This window comes from bacterium (assembly GCA_035549195.1).
Classification (GTDB): Bacteria; Oederibacteriota; Muellerivitia; order Muellerivitales; family Muellerivitaceae; genus DASZRK01.
Genome location: DASZRK010000012.1, coordinates 1 through 15,630 on the forward strand (window position 1 = coordinate 1; position 15,630 = coordinate 15,630).

14 protein-coding genes are annotated in these 15,630 nt (G+C 58.7%); 10 read left to right on the forward strand and 4 right to left on the reverse strand.

Features of this window, described 5'->3' with window-relative positions; all coding sequences use genetic code 11:
* A partial coding sequence (locus VHE12_01885) for a pirin family protein (protein ID HVZ79533.1) occupies nt 1-480 on the reverse strand: 480 nt, incomplete at its 3' end.
* Nucleotides 481-934: 454 nt separating this feature from the next.
* Between VHE12_01885 and VHE12_01890 the strand changes: the two genes are divergently transcribed.
* The 6 genes from VHE12_01890 to VHE12_01915 all read left to right on the forward strand — a co-directional run bounded on the left by VHE12_01890 (nt 935) and on the right by VHE12_01915 (nt 10,609).
* The gene (locus tag VHE12_01890; protein ID HVZ79534.1) at nt 935-3,052 is read left to right on the forward strand and encodes a TonB-dependent receptor; all 2,118 of its coding nucleotides are present in this window, start codon (nt 935-937) and stop codon (nt 3,050-3,052) included.
* 71 nt (nt 3,053-3,123) lie between these two features.
* Nucleotides 3,124-3,618, forward strand: a complete 495-nt coding sequence (locus VHE12_01895; GenBank protein HVZ79535.1) for a YfiR family protein — start codon at nt 3,124-3,126, stop codon at nt 3,616-3,618.
* 3 nt (nt 3,619-3,621) lie between these two features.
* On the forward strand, nt 3,622-6,195 hold the full coding sequence (locus tag VHE12_01900) for a PAS domain S-box protein (GenBank protein ID HVZ79536.1): 2,574 nt from the start codon (nt 3,622-3,624) through the stop codon (nt 6,193-6,195).
* Between the two features lie 14 nt (nt 6,196-6,209).
* Nucleotides 6,210-6,677, forward strand: a complete 468-nt coding sequence (locus VHE12_01905) for a response regulator (GenBank protein HVZ79537.1) — start codon at nt 6,210-6,212, stop codon at nt 6,675-6,677.
* A 33-nt stretch (nt 6,678-6,710) separates the two neighbouring features.
* Nucleotides 6,711-7,178 carry a response regulator gene (locus VHE12_01910; protein ID HVZ79538.1) on the forward strand — a complete coding sequence of 156 codons (468 nt, stop codon included), beginning with the start codon at nt 6,711-6,713 and terminating at the stop codon, nt 7,176-7,178.
* On the forward strand, nt 7,175-10,609 hold the full coding sequence (locus VHE12_01915) for a PAS domain S-box protein (protein HVZ79539.1): 3,435 nt from the start codon (nt 7,175-7,177) through the stop codon (nt 10,607-10,609). Before VHE12_01910 ends, VHE12_01915 begins: the two co-directional genes overlap by 4 nt.
* A gap of 14 nt (nt 10,610-10,623) precedes the next feature.
* Here VHE12_01915 and VHE12_01920 read toward each other — a convergent pair whose 3' ends face one another.
* The 3 genes from VHE12_01920 to VHE12_01930 form a co-directional block, all read right to left on the reverse strand.
* Nucleotides 10,624-11,112 (reverse strand): hypothetical protein, encoded by a 489-nt coding sequence (locus VHE12_01920; protein ID HVZ79540.1) that lies wholly within the window; start codon nt 11,110-11,112, stop codon nt 10,624-10,626.
* Nucleotides 11,109-11,618 (reverse strand): hypothetical protein, encoded by a 510-nt coding sequence (locus VHE12_01925; GenBank protein HVZ79541.1) that lies wholly within the window; start codon nt 11,616-11,618, stop codon nt 11,109-11,111. Before VHE12_01925 ends, VHE12_01920 begins: the two co-directional genes overlap by 4 nt.
* A 145-nt stretch (nt 11,619-11,763) precedes the next feature.
* Complete coding sequence (locus tag VHE12_01930) at nt 11,764-12,612, reverse strand: undecaprenyl-diphosphate phosphatase (protein HVZ79542.1); 849 nt, start codon at nt 12,610-12,612, stop codon at nt 11,764-11,766.
* 126 nt (nt 12,613-12,738) lie between these two features.
* On the opposite strand from VHE12_01930, the gene VHE12_01935 reads away from it, so the two are divergent.
* The 4 genes from VHE12_01935 to VHE12_01950 are packed head-to-tail and all read left to right on the forward strand — an operon-like array spanning nt 12,739 to nt 15,579.
* Nucleotides 12,739-13,521, forward strand: a complete 783-nt coding sequence (locus VHE12_01935; GenBank protein ID HVZ79543.1) for a hypothetical protein — start codon at nt 12,739-12,741, stop codon at nt 13,519-13,521.
* Entirely contained in the window at nt 13,521-13,976 is a 456-nt protein-coding gene (locus VHE12_01940) for a hypothetical protein (protein HVZ79544.1), read from the forward strand. The genes VHE12_01935 and VHE12_01940 overlap by 1 nt, the downstream gene beginning before the upstream one ends.
* Nucleotides 13,973-14,836 carry a HEAT repeat domain-containing protein gene (locus VHE12_01945; protein HVZ79545.1) on the forward strand — a complete coding sequence of 288 codons (864 nt, stop codon included), beginning with the start codon at nt 13,973-13,975 and terminating at the stop codon, nt 14,834-14,836. The genes VHE12_01940 and VHE12_01945 overlap by 4 nt, the downstream gene beginning before the upstream one ends.
* Before the next feature lie 53 nt (nt 14,837-14,889).
* Nucleotides 14,890-15,579 carry an alpha/beta fold hydrolase gene (locus tag VHE12_01950; GenBank protein ID HVZ79546.1) on the forward strand — a complete coding sequence of 230 codons (690 nt, stop codon included), beginning with the start codon at nt 14,890-14,892 and terminating at the stop codon, nt 15,577-15,579.
* The last annotated feature ends 51 nt before the right edge of the window (nt 15,580-15,630 follow it).

Consider the following 15,630-nt stretch of genomic DNA (forward strand, 5'->3'; position numbering starts at 1 on the left):
GTATTCACCGGCCAAAATCTTGACACGGACGCCGTTCTTTTCAACGATCGGGAGTTTTTCCGAGGCAATGTCCTGGTATTTGGGTTCGGTCATCTTGAATTGACCGGGAAGGTTCAACCAAAGTTGATATCCCCAGGCGAGCCCATCGGTCTGTTCAGGCATCTCGCTGTGGATGATGCCGCGCCCTGCCGTCATCCATTGGACCGAACCGGCGGTCAGGTGTCCCTCGTGGCCTTTCGAGTCCCGATGCGTGAAGGCCCCGGCCATCATGTAGGTAATGGTCTCGAAACCCCGGTGCGGATGGTCCGGGAACCCGCCGGCGTAATCGTTCGGATCGTCGTTCTTGAATTCGTCCAAGAGCAGGAAGGGATCCAATTGGTTGAGCTCAGGAGAGCCCAGGATCCTCTTGAGCTTGACCCCGGCCCCGTCGGATGTATCCATTCCCCGGATGATCTTGGTGATTTCCCTTTGATTTTCCATGGTTTTCTCCTTATATCTGTCCCTCAATGTAAGGAAAAAAGCGGGAAGGTCCAGGGAAAGGCCTTTCAATCGGGTCACCCATGGGAAACCGGACGTTAAAACTAATTTATTTTTCATGTTTTTCAACCGATTTGGTTTAAATCCCGGCCCAAAAAATAGCACGATTAGTGTCGTATTTTGCAAATGACCGGAAAGAGAAATCCAAATCAAATTCGTTCCTGGTTAGAATAACGCACAGACGATTAATGCCTTAATCGACCAACCCATCGGTCAACCGACCTCAACTTCCGGTTAAGGACAGAACATGCGGATACCCTCGATTTTCAACTGCGGTCGTTCTTCTTCCCTCGATAAGTTCTTTCGCTCGAATTTTTTTCTTCCTTTTTCACGCCGGAGTGCGGGGTGCCCGCTCTTGTACGCATCATTGCGTATTAAATCCAGGAGGAGCGAACTTATGGATCCGACCGGCTTTAAAGCCGTCGAAAATTCCCAGGCCGATTCGCGGGTCGGGGTCTTTTCCGGTCGGAAGCCGCTTCTTCCGTGGATCTTTGGCGCATTGGCGTTGCTGCTCTTCGTCCAAACCACACCGCTTGGCGCCCAAACCCTGGAGGACGGGTCCTCGCCTACGGATTATAAGAAGATGAGCCTGGAAGACCTGATGAACATGGATGTCACTTCCGTGGAAAAACAGGCGGTCCCTTATGGGCGGGCGCCGGCCGCCATCGTGGTCGTCACGGGGGATGAGATCCATCGGTCCGGCGTTTCGAGCATTCCGGAGGCCCTGCGGTTGGCGGATAACTTGGAAGTGGCCCAGCTCTCTTCCTCGGGTTGGAACATCAGCGCCCGGGGGTTCAATGCATCCGTGGGCAATAAGATCCTAGCCCTCATGGACGGCCGCAGCATTTATACCGCTCTTTTTTCGGGTGTGATCTGGAGCTCCCAGGATTACTTTCTTCAAGACATTGACCGGATCGAGGTCATCAGCGGTCCCGGGGGGACCCTTTGGGGCGCTAATGCGGTCAATGGGGTCATCAATATCACCACCAAGAGCGCCAAGGACACCCAAGGGTTCCTTTTGGAAGGAGGGGGAGGGACCCAACCGCGGGATTTCTTCGGGGCAAGATATGGGGGGGTGTTGGCGGAGGGTTTGTATTACCGGGTTTACGCTAAATATTTCGACAGGGCTTCGGAAAATTATCCGGATGGGACCGACGCCCAAGACCATTGGGACCGTGGTCAAGGAGGTTTCCGCATCGATAATGATCCAACCTCAACGGATTATTTCACTCTCCAGGGCGATCTTTTCGGGAGTGATACGAGTGTCATGCCTGGCGGGGAAGGGATGAACAGGGCCGACGGTTCGTCGGTCGGGGGGAATTTGCTGGGGCGGTGGACCCGCCGTTTCACGCAAGAGGATGACCTCACGGTCCAGGTTTATTTCGATCGTAACCACATGGAAGCCCCCTTCCAAGGGGCTGATGCTTTTCCGGCGTTCCCTCCCTTCTACCCCGCTTCTCCCGCGATCCCACCGGGGACCCTGAAGGATGACCTTTCCACCTATGACCTCGACCTTCACGACCGGTTCCCGCTCGACGATAGGAATCGGGTCGTCTGGGGCCTGGGATACCGGTTCACCCACGAGGCCATCGAGAATGCACCGGTGGTGGGTTTTGTTCCTGGGACGCGGGACCTGAACCTTTTCAGCGGTTTCGCCCAGGATGAGGTCAAAGTTTGGGAGGATTTCTTTCTCACGTTGGGGAGCAAGGTCGAGCACAACGATTATACGGGTTATGAATTTGAACCGAACGGCCGCCTCCAGTGGAACGTTTCGGACAAACAAATGGTCTGGGGGGCGGTCTCGCGGGCGGTTCGGACGCCTTCGCATTATGACCGGGACCTGGAACAACCGGGACCCGATCATCCTTATATCTTCAAGGTCATCCCCAATTCGGATTTCGTCTCGGAGAACGTGGTGGCCTATGAACTGGGCTACCGGGCCCAGTTTGATCCAAAAACAACCGGTTCACTCTCCCTTTTCTTCAACAATTATGACCACTTGCGCAGCCAGGCCAGCACGATCGTTATGGGCGATCCCAATGCCCTTATCCAGCTTTATTTCCAAAATGAACTGATGGCTCAGACCTATGGATTGGAGCTCGCCACCGATTATCAAGCCCTGGATGGATGGCGCCTCCATTTCGGCTATGACCTGCTCCAGGAGAACATTTGGGTGGGGCCCGGGGGCGATCAGAATAACGGACTCAATGAGACGGCCGATCCGATCAATCAAGTTTTCCTGCGGTCGGCGATGGACCTGCCGGCCGGTTTCGAACTGGATGGGTCCTTCCGTTGGATCGATGCCGTTCATAACAATGACGCCAGTACCCCAGGATTGGTGCCTGACTACGCTGAATTGAATGTCCGTTTGGGATGGAAGGTCGACAAGGGCGTTGAGATATCGGTGGTGGGACAAAATCTGCTGCATGATCACCATGTGGAAGGTGGATATCCTGGACCGGCCCAGGAAGAGATCGCTCGCAGCGTCTATGGAAAGGCGGACTTGCGGTTTTGAACTGGAGCCTTGGAAGGAAAACCTATCTAGTCCCGGCTCTTTTCCTTGTCTTGAGCCTTCACCCGGTCGTCATGGGTTTTGCGCGAGCCGAGATCTCCAAGGAGTACCAGGTCAAGGCGGTGTTCCTCTTCAATTTCGCCCAATTCGTCCAATGGCCGAAAACGGCCTTCGAAAAACCGGACGCGCCCTTTTGCATCGGGGTCCTGGGCGACGATCCCTTCGACGGATTCATCGATGAGACCATAAAAGGGGAGAAGGTGAACGGTCATCCCATGGTCATCCACCGCTTTCATAGTTCCGAGGAGGCCAAGAACTGCCAGATCCTTTTTGTCAGCCATTCGGCGGAAGGGGAGGTGGGCCGGATCCTGCGGGACCTAAAAGGGCAGGACGTCTTGACCGTGGGCGACGACTCGAGGTTCACCGATAGCGGGGGCGTCATCGGCTTCTTCCTGGAAAACAACAAGATCCGTTTCAAGATCAATCTGGAAGCCGCCAAAAGGGGACATTTGGTCATCAGTTCCAAGATCCTGAGGCTCGCAGAAGTCTCCGGACCCGGCAAGGAGTAAGGAATGTTCCTGGACAACATGCCCATCCGCCGAAAGCTCATGATGGTCCTTCTATTGACCAGCGGGTCGGTCCTGTTGCTGACGTGGGTCTCCTTCATCACCTATGAAGTGGTGACCCTTCACCGGGGCATGGTCGACAGTTTAACGACCCGTTCCCGCATCATCGCCTCCAACGTGACCGCGGCGTTGGCTTTCCAGAACGAATCGGACGCCACGCAGGTCCTGGCTTCCCTCAAGACGGACCGGCGGATCCTCGCGGCCTGCGTTTATGACCTGAAGGGGAGGATCTTCGCCCGCTATCCGGGCGACAAGCCTGCCGCCGATTTTCCCGATAGCTCGGGGACCACCGGATACCGGAACGGCTACCTGGAAGTCTTCGCCCCGGTCACGGAAGGCGACCACCCCTACGGGACCATTTTCCTACGATCCAACCTTTCCGCTTTGACCGACCGCTATTGGGCCTATGCCTGGCTCTCGGCCTCCGTCATCGCGGGGTCCTTGCTGTTGGGTTACCTGCTCGCCGTTGCCCTGCAAGCACAGATCTCCGGGCCCATCCTGGCCCTTTCGGAAGTGGCCCGGAAGATCACCCGGGACCAGGATTTCTCCCTCCGCATCCCGAAGGGCGGTCGTGACGAGATGGGGACCCTCCAGGATTCCTTCAATCGGATGCTGGAGGAGGTCCAGACCCAACAACGCATCGTGCTCGAAAGAACGAGGCTCCTGGACCTGGTCATGCGCAACATGTCGGAAGGCATCGTGGTGGCGGACCAAGAAGGGCGTATGACCTATTTCAACCAGGCGGCCGAAAGGATCGTGGGGAAGGGCATCTCTTCCCAAGGGCCGTCCCAATGGACAAAGGAATATGGGGTCTTTCGGGAAGACAAGGTGACCCCTTATCCTGAACAGGAATCGCCCTTGGTCTTGGCCGTGCAGGGGAAGGAAGCGAACGGCGTGATCCAGTTCCTCAGGAACGCGGGCAATCCGGAAGGGGTGTTCATTAGCGTTAATGCACGGCCTTTGAAGGACGAGGATGGCAAAGTGAACGGTGGGTTGGTGGTGTTGCATGACCTGACCGCGGCCTTGAAAGCGGAAGCGGATTTGCGGGCCTCGGAAGCCAATTATCGTGAGATATTCGAGAAGATCAGCGATACGCTTTATGTCCACGACCTGAAAACGGGGCGGATATTGGACGTGAACAACCGGGTCACCGAATTGATCGGCTATACCCGGAATGAAGTGCTTGGGTCCGATCCCGCCCTGTTCACCACCGGCAACCCCGGCTATACCCTGGCGGATGCGGCCGCCTGGATGAAAAGGGCCCAGGACGAAGGGCCCCAGATCTTCGAATGGCAGGCGCGCCATAAGAACGGGGAGGTCCGTTGGGTTGAGGTCCATTTACGCCGGACCGTCATCGGGGGGCAGGATCGCCTGTTGGCCATGGTGCGGGACATTTCGGAACGCCGCCGGTTACAAGAGACCTTGAAGGCGCAGGACTTCGTATCCTCGATCCTCGAGAACGTCCCGAACATGATCTTCGTGAAGGAGGCCAAGGACCTCCGTTTCGTCATGTTCAATAAGGCCGGGGAGGAGCTCCTGGGCCTTTCCCGGGCCGAGCTGATCGGTAAGAACGACCATGACCTTTTCCCCGCCGAACAAGCGGAATTCTTCATTTCCAAGGATCGGGCCGTCCTGAACGGGGGAAAGCTCCTGGATATCCCGGAAGAATCCATCGATACCAAGGAGAACGGCCGAAGGACCCTCCATACCCGTAAGATCCCTGTCATGGGAAAGGACGGGAAACCGCTCTATCTTCTCGGGATCTCCGAGGACGTCACGGATCAGAAAGAACGGGAAAGGCTCAGGGTCTATACGGCGGCCCTGGAGGTCAGCAACAAAGAGCTCCAGGATTTCGTCTTCGTCGCTTCCCACGACCTGCAGGAACCCTTGCGGAAGGTCCAATCCTTCGGGGAGTTCCTCCGGGACGAGTTCCAAGAGGTCCTGGGCGAGACGGGCCGCGGCTACGTGGACCGGATGCAGAATGCCGCGGGGCGGATGCAGAGGCTCATCAACGACCTCCTGGCCCTGACCCGGGTGACGACCAAGGCCAAGCCTTTCCTTCCCGTGGATATGGGCCCGGTCCTGAAGGACGTCCTTTCGGACCTTGAAGTGAGGATCGGCGAGAGGAAGGCCAAGGTCGAGGTCGGGGAAATGCCGAGGATCGAGGCCGATGCCACCCAGATGCGTCAATTGTTCCAAAACCTCATCGGGAACGCCTTGAAATTCCAAAGGCCAGGGGTGGAACCTGAGGTGAAAGTGGGCGCCCAGATCGCGGGGAACGGAAAGACCTGCCGGTTCACGGTCGAGGACAACGGCATCGGTTTCGACAACAAATACGCCGACCAGATCTTTAAGGTCTTCGAGAGACTTCACGGGAAGGACGAATATGAGGGGACCGGCATCGGGTTGGCGGTCTGCCGTAAGGTGGTGGAAAGGCACGGAGGGAGCATCCGGGCGGAAGGAAAGCCGGGGCAAGGAGCCTGTTTCATCGTTGAGCTGCCGGTCCATCACAAAGCTTGAAGCAAGGGGGGGATATGTCCGAGGACAAATCGATGCTGCCGATCCTGATGGTGGACGATGACAAGGACGACCGGTTCCTGACGGAAAAGGCACTGCGGGCGAACCGGGTCATCAATCCGATCCGATTCTTGGAGGATGGGGAGGAAATGCTCGAATATCTCCAGCGGAAGGGGAAGTTCCTGTCGCCGGGGTCCGCTCCGAAGCCTTGCTTCATCCTTTTGGACCTGAACATGCCCAAAATGGACGGCCGCCAGGCCCTGGAGATCCTCAAGGCCGATCCCGAGCTACGCCGTATCCCGGTGGTGATCCTGACCACCTCCCAAGCGGAGGAAGACATCATCCGCAGCTACAACCTGGGGGCCAACTCCTTCATCACGAAACCGATCAATTTCGACCGTTTGGTCGAATTAATGGCTTCCTTGAAAGAGTATTGGCTGGAGATCGTTGAATTGCCCACCGCGGCAACGGAGCCCGGCCATTGAGCCCATCCGGAAAGAAAACGAAGGAGGAAGGTCATGCAGGGTGATCCAACGAAAGCCCGCCCCATACTGGTGGTGGACGATGATGCCGACGACCGGATGATGATCGAGAAGGCCTTGCGGAAGGAAGGGGTCGAGAACCCCATCCGGTTCCTGGGGAACGGCGAGGAACTGATGGATTACCTTAAACGGAAAGGTGATTTCTCCAAGATCGAGGACCTGTGGCCCTGTTTCATCCTTTTGGACCTGAACATGCCCCGTATGGACGGGCGGAAGGCCCTTCTTTTCATCAAGGCCGATCCAGAGGTCAAGAAGATCCCGGTGCTGGTCCTCAGTACCTCCAACGCGGAGGAAGACATCATGAGGAGTTACAACCTGGGCGCCAACTCCTTCATCCGCAAACCGGTGAATTTCGAGGACCTGCTGGCCATGGCCCGGTCCCTCAAGAACTATTGGTTGAAGCTCGTCGAGTTGCCGCCCGGCAACAGTTTGGCCCATCCGTGACGGCGGCTCCGGTCCGGATCCTGGTCGTCGAGGACGACGCGGATGACTTCCTCATCCTGCGGAAGATCTTCGATGGCTTGAAAAGAGGGACCTACGAATTGGACCGGGTGGAGACCTATGCCTCGGCCTTGAAAAAACTGGAAAGCGGGGGTCATGACCTCTGCCTGTTGGATTTCCGCCTGGAAGGCCGCAATGGCCTTGAACTTCTCCAAGAATTAAGGCGAAAAGGCTCGACCCTGCCGGTCATCTTCCTGACGGGCCTCGGCTCCGGGGATATGGACCTGGAGGCCATGCGGCTGGGGGCCTCGGATTTCCTCCACAAGGACAGGCTCGATCCCGATTCCCTGGAACGGTCGATCCGCTATTCTCTGGAGCGCCGAAAGGCGGAGGAGAACCGCTTCCGTCTCGCCTCGATCGTAGAATCCTCCCACGATGCCATCTACCTGGTCGGCTCCGGGGGCGAGATCCTGAGCTGGAACCCCGGCGCCCAGAGGACATATCGTTATACCCCCGATGAGATCATCGGACGTCCCGTGCTTTCGTTGGTCCCGAAGGAACGGCAGGAGGAATTCGATCGACATCTGCGGGTGACCCGACAAGGGAAAAGCGCGGTCAACCTGCTGGAAACCCACCTGACCAAAAATGGGGGCAAGGCACGCCTTTCGATCTGCCTGTCGCCGGTCCAGGATCCCGGGGGAAAGGCGATGAATGTCTCGGTCATCGCCCGGGACCTGACGGAAAGCGAAAGGTCCCGGCTGACCCAGGAAACGTTGAGGGCCGAACGGGACATCCTGCTGGAGAGGCTCCAGACCTACCTGGAAAAAATGCCCCTGGCCTTCATCCTGACCGACCCCAATTTCAACTATACCTATTGGAACCCCGCCGCCCAGCTCCTGTTCGGATATACCTTCGATGAAGTGGAAGGGAAACAGGGTCTCCTGATCGGGCCGGAGGCCATGGCCGCCTTGGGCGCCGAGATCCGGGAGACGGTCCAAAAAGGGGGTGGCTTGCGGGGAAAGGCGATCACTTGCCGGCGGAAGGGCGGCAAGGAGCTCCTTTGCGAGTGGTACGTTTCCCCCCTTCGGGACGAAGTGGGGCAATTCTCCGGGATGATGTGCATGGCCCTGGATATCACCGATCGGGCGGCCTCGGAGAAGGCCTTAGCGGAGAGCGAGGAAGGATTCCGCAAGATCTTCCAGGAAAGTCCGATCGGCCTGGCGCTCGTGGACCTGGATTCGAAGCTCCTTTTCGCCAACCCGGGCCTTGAACATTTTTTGGGTTATGGAAGCAAGGAACTGGTCGGCCGGCCTTTTGGGGAGTTCACCCACCCGGAGGATAGGGACAAGGACCTCGAACGTTACCGGGAGCTTTCCGAAGGCAGGATCCACAGTTACGAGATGGATAAACGCTATATCCGGAAGGATGGACGGGTGGTCTGGGGACACTTGACGGTGACCCTCATCCGCAACGCGGACGGGAAGTCCCTTTACGCCTTGGGGATGGTCATCGACATCACCGAACGGATCCAGGCGGAAGAAGCCCAGCGGCGGCTGGCTTCCATCCTGGAACAGACCCAGGACGGGGTCGTGGTCTCGGACACCCGGGGGACCATCCTGGACTGGAACCAGGGCGCCGAGAGGATCTATGGCTACAAGGCCCGGGAGATCATCGGCCGTTCCAGCGACATCCTGGAACCTTCGGGAAAAAAAGGCGAGATCGACGAGATGCGCCGAAAGATCATGACGAGTTTGGAGCCCGTCAGTTACGAGACCAACCGGCTCCGCAAGGACGGGCGCCTGATCCATATCGCGGCGACCTTGAGCCCCATGCGGGACATGGAAGGACGGGTCACCGGTTATTCGGCCATCATCCGGGACATCACCGAACAGAAAAAGGCCGAGGAGGTCCGCGCCCAATTGGCGGCCATCCTCCAGCAGACCACGGACGCGGTGGTCGGAACGGACCTGGACGGCAATATCTTCAGTTGGAACCGCGGGGCGGAAAACCTGTTCCAATACAGTTTCGAGGAGGTCCTGGGCCGTCCGGCCACGATCCTCTCTCCCGAGGACCGTAAGCATGAGGCCCAGGAACTGCGGGCCATCGTCCTGGCGGGGGAGAACATCTCCGATTTCGAGACGGTCCGGATGCGCAAGGACGAAAAGACCATGGACGTCTCCATCTCCATGTCCCCCATCCGGGACTCCTCGGGAAAGATGATCGGCGTTTCGGCCATCCACCGCGACATCAGCGAGCGCAAGAAGTCCGAGGAATCCCTGCGCCAACACGAGGAGCAACTACGCCAGATCGAGAAGATGAACGCCATCGGCCGGCTGGCGGGCGGTGTGGCCCACGATTTCAACAACCTGCTTTCGGTCATCGGCGGGAACGCCGAGTTCCTGAAGTCCAGCCTGGACGCCAAGAGCCCCAATCAGGAGGAGGTCGGCGAGATCCAGAAGGCGGTCCAACGGGGGGCCGACCTGGCCAAACAACTGCTGGTCTTCGGCCAGAAACAGGTCTCCCAGCCCCAGCCGGTGAACCTCAACGAGGTCTCGGCGGACATGAAGAAGATGCTCAAGCGCTTGATCGACGCCAATGTGGAGCTGGCCATCATCCAGGACCCGGACCTCCGTCCCATCCTGGCCGATCCGGGCCAGATCCAGCAGATCATCCTGAACCTGGTCATCAACGCCCGGGACGCCATGCCCCAGGGCGGGAACCTCATCCTGGAGACGAAACGGGTGCCGGCGGAAAAACTGGAGGCCGAGGGCCGGCCGACGCTCCCTGTCGGGGATTATGTCCGCTTCGCGGTCACCGACACGGGCACGGGCATGAGTCCCGAGGTCCAGCGGCATATCTTCGAGCCCTTCTTCACCACCAAGGCCAACAAGGGGACGGGGCTGGGGCTGGCCACGGTCTATACCCTGACCCGCAAATGGAGCGGGCATATCTTCGTCCATTCCTCGCCGGGGATCGGGACCACCTTCACCCTTTATTTCCCCGCCATGGTCTCGGTGGAGGGTTTCGAGGAAAAGCCCAAGCAGGCCACCTTGATCCCGGTGGGGAGCGAGACCATCCTCCTGGCGGAGGACGAGGACCAGGTCCGCAAGGTCCTGGTCCGTTCCCTGGAACGCTACGGCTACAAGGTCCTGCCGGCGGCCAACGGGTTGGAGGCCGTGAAGGTGGCCTGGGATCACAAGGGGGACATCGACCTGCTCTTGACCGACACCATCATGCCCAAGATGAACGGCCGGGAATTGATGGTGGAACTCAAGAAGAACCGGCCCAAGGCCAAGGTGATCTTCATTTCCGGCTATCCGAAAGAGGTCCTTTCCCAACAGGGCATATTGGATGCCGGGATCCATCTGATCCAAAAACCATTCGAATTGGAGGACCTGGTCCAGCATATCCGCCGGGTCCTGGACGAGAAATAGGACCGGGGCCGACCTTAGAGCCGTTCCCCTTCGTCGATCCAAAGCCGGATCTCCAGGGGAAAACCCTCGATCTCCATGGTCGCCGCGGACCGGGTGGTCTCTTCGGGCCAATCGGCGGGGATGGATGGGAAGGGATGGATAGGGCCCAGGAAAAAAAGGTGGGGCTTCCAGAAGGAATGGACCAGGTAAAGGCAGAAGAGGGAAACCAGTTCCTCGAAGATGTCCTCTTCCGGATAACGCCCCAGGACGGTGTTCTCCCGGCGCGACCGAAGCCAAAGGGCGAATTCCCGGGTGCTGCGGACCACCAATAAGCCCTTCACCGCTCCCGACAGGGTCACCATCCGCTCCATGGGCAGATAGGCCGGTCCTTCCGCCGGGGTCCCCTTATGAAGGATCCGGCCCACGCCCCAGATCCGCAGGACCCGTTCGAGGAGGTGGGAAAGGTCCAGGAAGAGGAAGGCCCGGGGGTCCAAGGTCCTGGTCCCTTCGGTCCCGATGGTCATGACGCCCTCCTGGAAGCCGGGTTCGGGTCCAGCCAACAGCGGATCTCCAGGGGTTCCCCTTTCATCCAAAGCCGGCTGTAGGTGTGGCATTGGAAGGGAGAAGGTCTTTCAACGGTCCCGACGGGCCGGGCCATGAGCGGGTCCAATCCCAGGAACCGGTCCTTCCAAAGGGATTGGGCCAAATAGGTGGCATAGAGCGCGGCCAATTCACGGAAGGCTGATTCCGCATCGGGGAAATCCCGCCCCTTGAAGCTCTGGGCCTCCCAAAGGGCGCCGACCAGGCGGCGGGTGGTCTTGAGGGTCAGCATGCCTTGGAGCGAGCCGTGGAATGAGACCTGCCATTCCTTCCAATCCCGGGAGCCTGCCACGCGGCCTTCCTCGTCCAGGTGAACGGGCCATCCGGCCCAATAAGAAAGGAAATCCTTGAAAAGGATCGAGAGCTCCAAGCTATGGGGTGCCCGGAAGGGCTTGTGGGTGATGGTCGGGAATGCCAGGGATGGGCTCATGGTCCGCTCCTTCGGATAGGTTCTTGACCTTTCCTAGGGCAAAAGGGATGCCATGGCGGGGAGTGAAAAAACGGCATTTCCTTCGATCAAGGGGCGGGATAGGGCGTATTTATTCCCAAGGCGGGTAAAAAGGTAACAGATCGGATCAGGCCAGGAACCAGACCAATCCGGAAAAAGCCAGGCAGTAGACCCCGAACCAGGCCCAGCGGCCTTTTTCGAGCCATGAGGAAAGCAGGTGCAGGGCCAGGAGTCCGGCCCCAAAGCTCAAGATCATCCCCAAAAGGCTCGGGAGGAAAAGCGAAAGGACGTCCGAGGCGCCCATCCCCCAAAAGGCATGGGTTTTCATCAGGCGATGGGCCTCCCGAAGGACCACCGGCGGGGTGAGGACCAGGGCCAGGGCAAAACTGAAGTCCTCGGACCTCTTCTTGTCGATGCCAAGGATGAGCCCGGCCGAAATGGTGGCCCCGGACCGCGAGAACCCCCGGAAGGGCAGGCAGAGCCCCTGGAACATCCCGATCCAATAGGCTTCCGGGATCCCGAAGGTCTTCTTGGTGCTGGTATGTCCTTCCCGGAACGCCGCGATGAGGATGACGGCCCCGACCGTCGCCAGGGAAAGGGAGATGAGCTTCAGGTTCCCGAAGATCATCTCGATGCTCGCGTCCGGGATCCCTTGGAGCGAAATGTTCTCGATCAGGGATTTGAGGCCGAAGCCCAAAAGGCCGGTGGTCAACGAGGAAAGGAAGACCAGCCTGAGCAGGGACAAGGTGTTTTTCCGGTCGCGGAAATAGGTTTTTTTCCAATCCTTCCCGAAAAAAACCAGGACGGACCCCATGGTCCCGGTATGAAGCATGACCAAAAGAAGGGTCATCTCAGGGGAGGTGGGGTCGATCCCCATCATTTTTTCGGCCACGATCACGTGGGCGGAACTGGAGACGGGAAGCAGTTCGGTGAAACCTTGGATCACGGCCAACAGCAGGATCTGGAAAAAGTGCATGGCCGACCTTTGGGAAAATCCGGGCGACAAAGGAGGATACCATATTTCCTTTCGCAAATTCATCCGGCGCTCCTTCGCGGGGCGTGAACGGCCTGTTACAATAACGCCCTTTCAGAAAGGGTCCCTTTGGTCACCAAGATCGCTTTCCTCTATTTCGCCTCCATGGCTTGGGGTTGCCTCGTGCTCCTTCCCCTGGTGAAGCTCCGGGAGGTGGGCCAGGGCTTCTATCGTTTCTTCGGTTTTACCTGCGTGGCGCTCGATACCTTGGCAGTGGGGCTGGCCCTTTTTTCCGGGCCCGAGTTCGAGCCCGCCTACCGTCAGGCGGCCTGGGCCTTGGGCGCCTCCCTTTTCTTCACCCTTTGCTTCACCATCGCCTTGAAGGTGCGGGTCCGCTGGTTCCTTTGGACCTGTTTCATGGGGGCCCTATTGGCCGGACTACCGGCCATCGCCTATTGGCCCTGGGAAGGCCAGGGGGCGCTGGGGTGGCTGGCGGTCCGAACCCTTTCCTCGGCCCTTCTCCTGGGCTCGGTGACCCTGGCCATGATGCTCGGGCACTGGTACCTGGTGACCCCCAAACTCTCGATCGCTCCCTTGAAGCGCTATTCCAACAGCTATATCCTCCTCACGGTTTGGATGGCCCTTTTGATCGCCGGGGGTTATTGGAGCAGCAAGGCCGTCCAGGAAAGCCAGGGCCTTCCCCTTTTCGTCCGGGAAGAGTTCATCTTCATCCTGTTCCGGGTGGCTTGGGGCCTGCTCCCGCCCTTGGGGATGGCCTATTGGATCTGGGAGACGGTCCGTACCAGGTCCACCCAATCCGCGACCGGGATCCTTTATGCGGCCATGGTCTGTACGCTGATGGGGGAGGCCATGGGCCTTTACCTTACCTTGAGAACAGGACTGCCCTTTTAATGGAGATCAACACCTATTGCCCTGAGTGCGAGAACGGCATCTTTCTCTCCGAGCTTCCGGGAAGGGGCCTGATCCCCTGCGCCCGATGCGGAAAGGGCCGGGAAGCGACGGGCGACGGCCGGCTGGACACCAAGGGCTCCGTGGAAAAATGTTACCTTTGCGGTTGTACCGAGTTCTACCGGCAGAAGGATTTCAATACCAAGCTGGGCCTCTGGTTGATCGTGCTCATGATCGCCGCCGCCCTCATCTTCAACCGGTGGTTCATGCAGATCCTCATCGGCTTCGCCTTGTTGGACCTGGCCCTCTATTTCGGCTTGGGCGACATCGTCATCTGCTATAAATGCGGGGCGATCTACCGGGGGTTCCCGATCCCGGACAAGGTCGGCGGTTTCGACCTGAAGGTCCACGACCAGTATGTTTTCAAAAAGAAAGCCGCTGAAGGAGATGAAAAGTGACCGAACCCAATCCAGGACCGGGCCCCCAGGGCCCCGTCTATGCGCCCGAATCGGGGTTGTCCCTCTTCGTGAAGCTTTTCCTTATCCCGGCGGGCATCGTGCTGGTCGCCCTGGGGATCTTCTTCCTGGGCACCCTGGCCCTCCAGCATCCCAAGAGCGCCGAGCAATACCTGCAGGAGCTCAAGAGCGACAGCACCAGCCGCCGTTGGCAGGCCGCCTATGAGCTTTCCCGGATGTTGAACCAGGGGGAAAAGGTGCAGTTCGACGAGAACCTGCAGGGCGAATTGGTGAAGACCTTCCAAGGCGCGGCCCAGGACGATCCCCGCATCCGCGAATACCTGGCCCTGGTGTTGGGGCGCCTCAAGGTGAAGGGGGCCGTGCCCGCCCTTTGTTCCGCCTTGAAGGACGAATCGGTGGACGTGAAGGTCTATAGCCTCTGGGCCATTGGCAACATCGAGGACCCTTCGGGCGGCGCTTCGGTGCTATCGGCCCTGTCCGACCCCGACCTGGGGGTCCGCCGCATGGCGGTGGGGGCTTTGAGCGCGTTGCGTTACGCACCGGCCAAGTCCGCGTTGGGATCCTTATTGAAGGATGAGAACGCTGGATTGCGCTACGACTCCGCGGTGGCCCTCGCCCGTCTGAAGGATGAAAAGGCCCTGCCGGTCCTCAAGCAAATGATGGACCTGAAACCGACCGGCAAACCCGAGGATGACGAAATGGTCCAATCCGCCAAACTGGCGGCGATCGAAGGCTTCAAGGCCATGCCGGATGCCTCCTTGCGGGGGAAGGTCGTGGACCTGAGCAAGAACGACCCGGACTTGAAGGTCCGGGAAGCGGCCCTGGACGCCCTGAAAAAATAATTTCGAGTTCTGAAATTAAGAATTAAAACTAAGAATTCAAAATGGGGGTCCCCATGATCCTTTCCGAAACACAGGTCCAAGGCCATTCCTGCTTGGTGCTGGACCCTCCCATCATCCCGGCGGGCGCCCCGGTCATTGTCATTCTCCATGGGTTGGGCACCAACGCGGACGACCTGGCCCCCTTGGCCGATGAATTAAGGCTGGAGGGCTGCCGTTTCGTCCTCCCGGACGCTCCCCTCCATTTGAAGGGTTATCCGGAAGGGGCCTATGCCTGGTATGACTTCCAGGCCCATGACCGGGAAGAGATCGTGGAAAGCCGGGAATATCTCTTCAAGGTCCTGGACCGTTTTTCTAATGATCCGAATTTGAGGCCCGCGCCTGGGGTCGAGAAAAAACCTTCGCCGGTGGTCTTGATGGGGTTCTCGCAGGGTGGGGTCATGTCGCTGGAAGCGGGCTTGAACTACAAGGGGAAGGTCGCCGGGATCGTCTCGATGAGCGGTTATATGCCCGATCCCTGGTCCACCTTGACCAAGGCGGAAGCCCCCTTGGACCTGCCGATCCTCTTGGTGCATGGCACCCTGGACGATGTGGTCCCGGTGGACGGCTCCCGGCACGCGGAAGAGTCCCTGAAACAGACCGGTTATTCGGCGGTGGAACGGAAGGAATTCCCCATGGGCCACACCATCAGCCCGGAATCGTTGGACGTCGTGCGGGAGTTCTTGAAGAAGGTCTTGGGACGTTAAGGTCCTTGTGCCCATCGAACAAAAATCGTTAAAAGTCCTGCGTTCCGGAAA

What these genes read in the sequence shown, in the direction of transcription:
- VHE12_01890 (HVZ79534.1), top strand. Translation starts at nt 935, where the DNA reads ATGGATCCGACCGGCTTTAAAGCCGTCGAAAATTCCCAGGCCGATTCG.
- VHE12_01895 (HVZ79535.1), top strand. Translation starts at nt 3,124, where the DNA reads ATGGGTTTTGCGCGAGCCGAGATCTCCAAGGAGTACCAGGTCAAGGCG.
- VHE12_01900 (HVZ79536.1), top strand. Translation starts at nt 3,622, where the DNA reads ATGTTCCTGGACAACATGCCCATCCGCCGAAAGCTCATGATGGTCCTT.
- VHE12_01905 (HVZ79537.1), top strand. Translation starts at nt 6,210, where the DNA reads ATGTCCGAGGACAAATCGATGCTGCCGATCCTGATGGTGGACGATGAC.
- VHE12_01910 (HVZ79538.1), top strand. Translation starts at nt 6,711, where the DNA reads ATGCAGGGTGATCCAACGAAAGCCCGCCCCATACTGGTGGTGGACGAT.
- VHE12_01920 (HVZ79540.1), bottom strand. Translation starts at nt 11,112, where the DNA reads ATGACCATCGGGACCGAAGGGACCAGGACCTTGGACCCCCGGGCCTTC.
- VHE12_01925 (HVZ79541.1), bottom strand. Translation starts at nt 11,618, where the DNA reads ATGAGCCCATCCCTGGCATTCCCGACCATCACCCACAAGCCCTTCCGG.
- VHE12_01930 (HVZ79542.1), bottom strand. Translation starts at nt 12,612, where the DNA reads ATGCACTTTTTCCAGATCCTGCTGTTGGCCGTGATCCAAGGTTTCACC.
- VHE12_01940 (HVZ79544.1), top strand. Translation starts at nt 13,521, where the DNA reads ATGGAGATCAACACCTATTGCCCTGAGTGCGAGAACGGCATCTTTCTC.
- VHE12_01950 (HVZ79546.1), top strand. Translation starts at nt 14,890, where the DNA reads ATGATCCTTTCCGAAACACAGGTCCAAGGCCATTCCTGCTTGGTGCTG.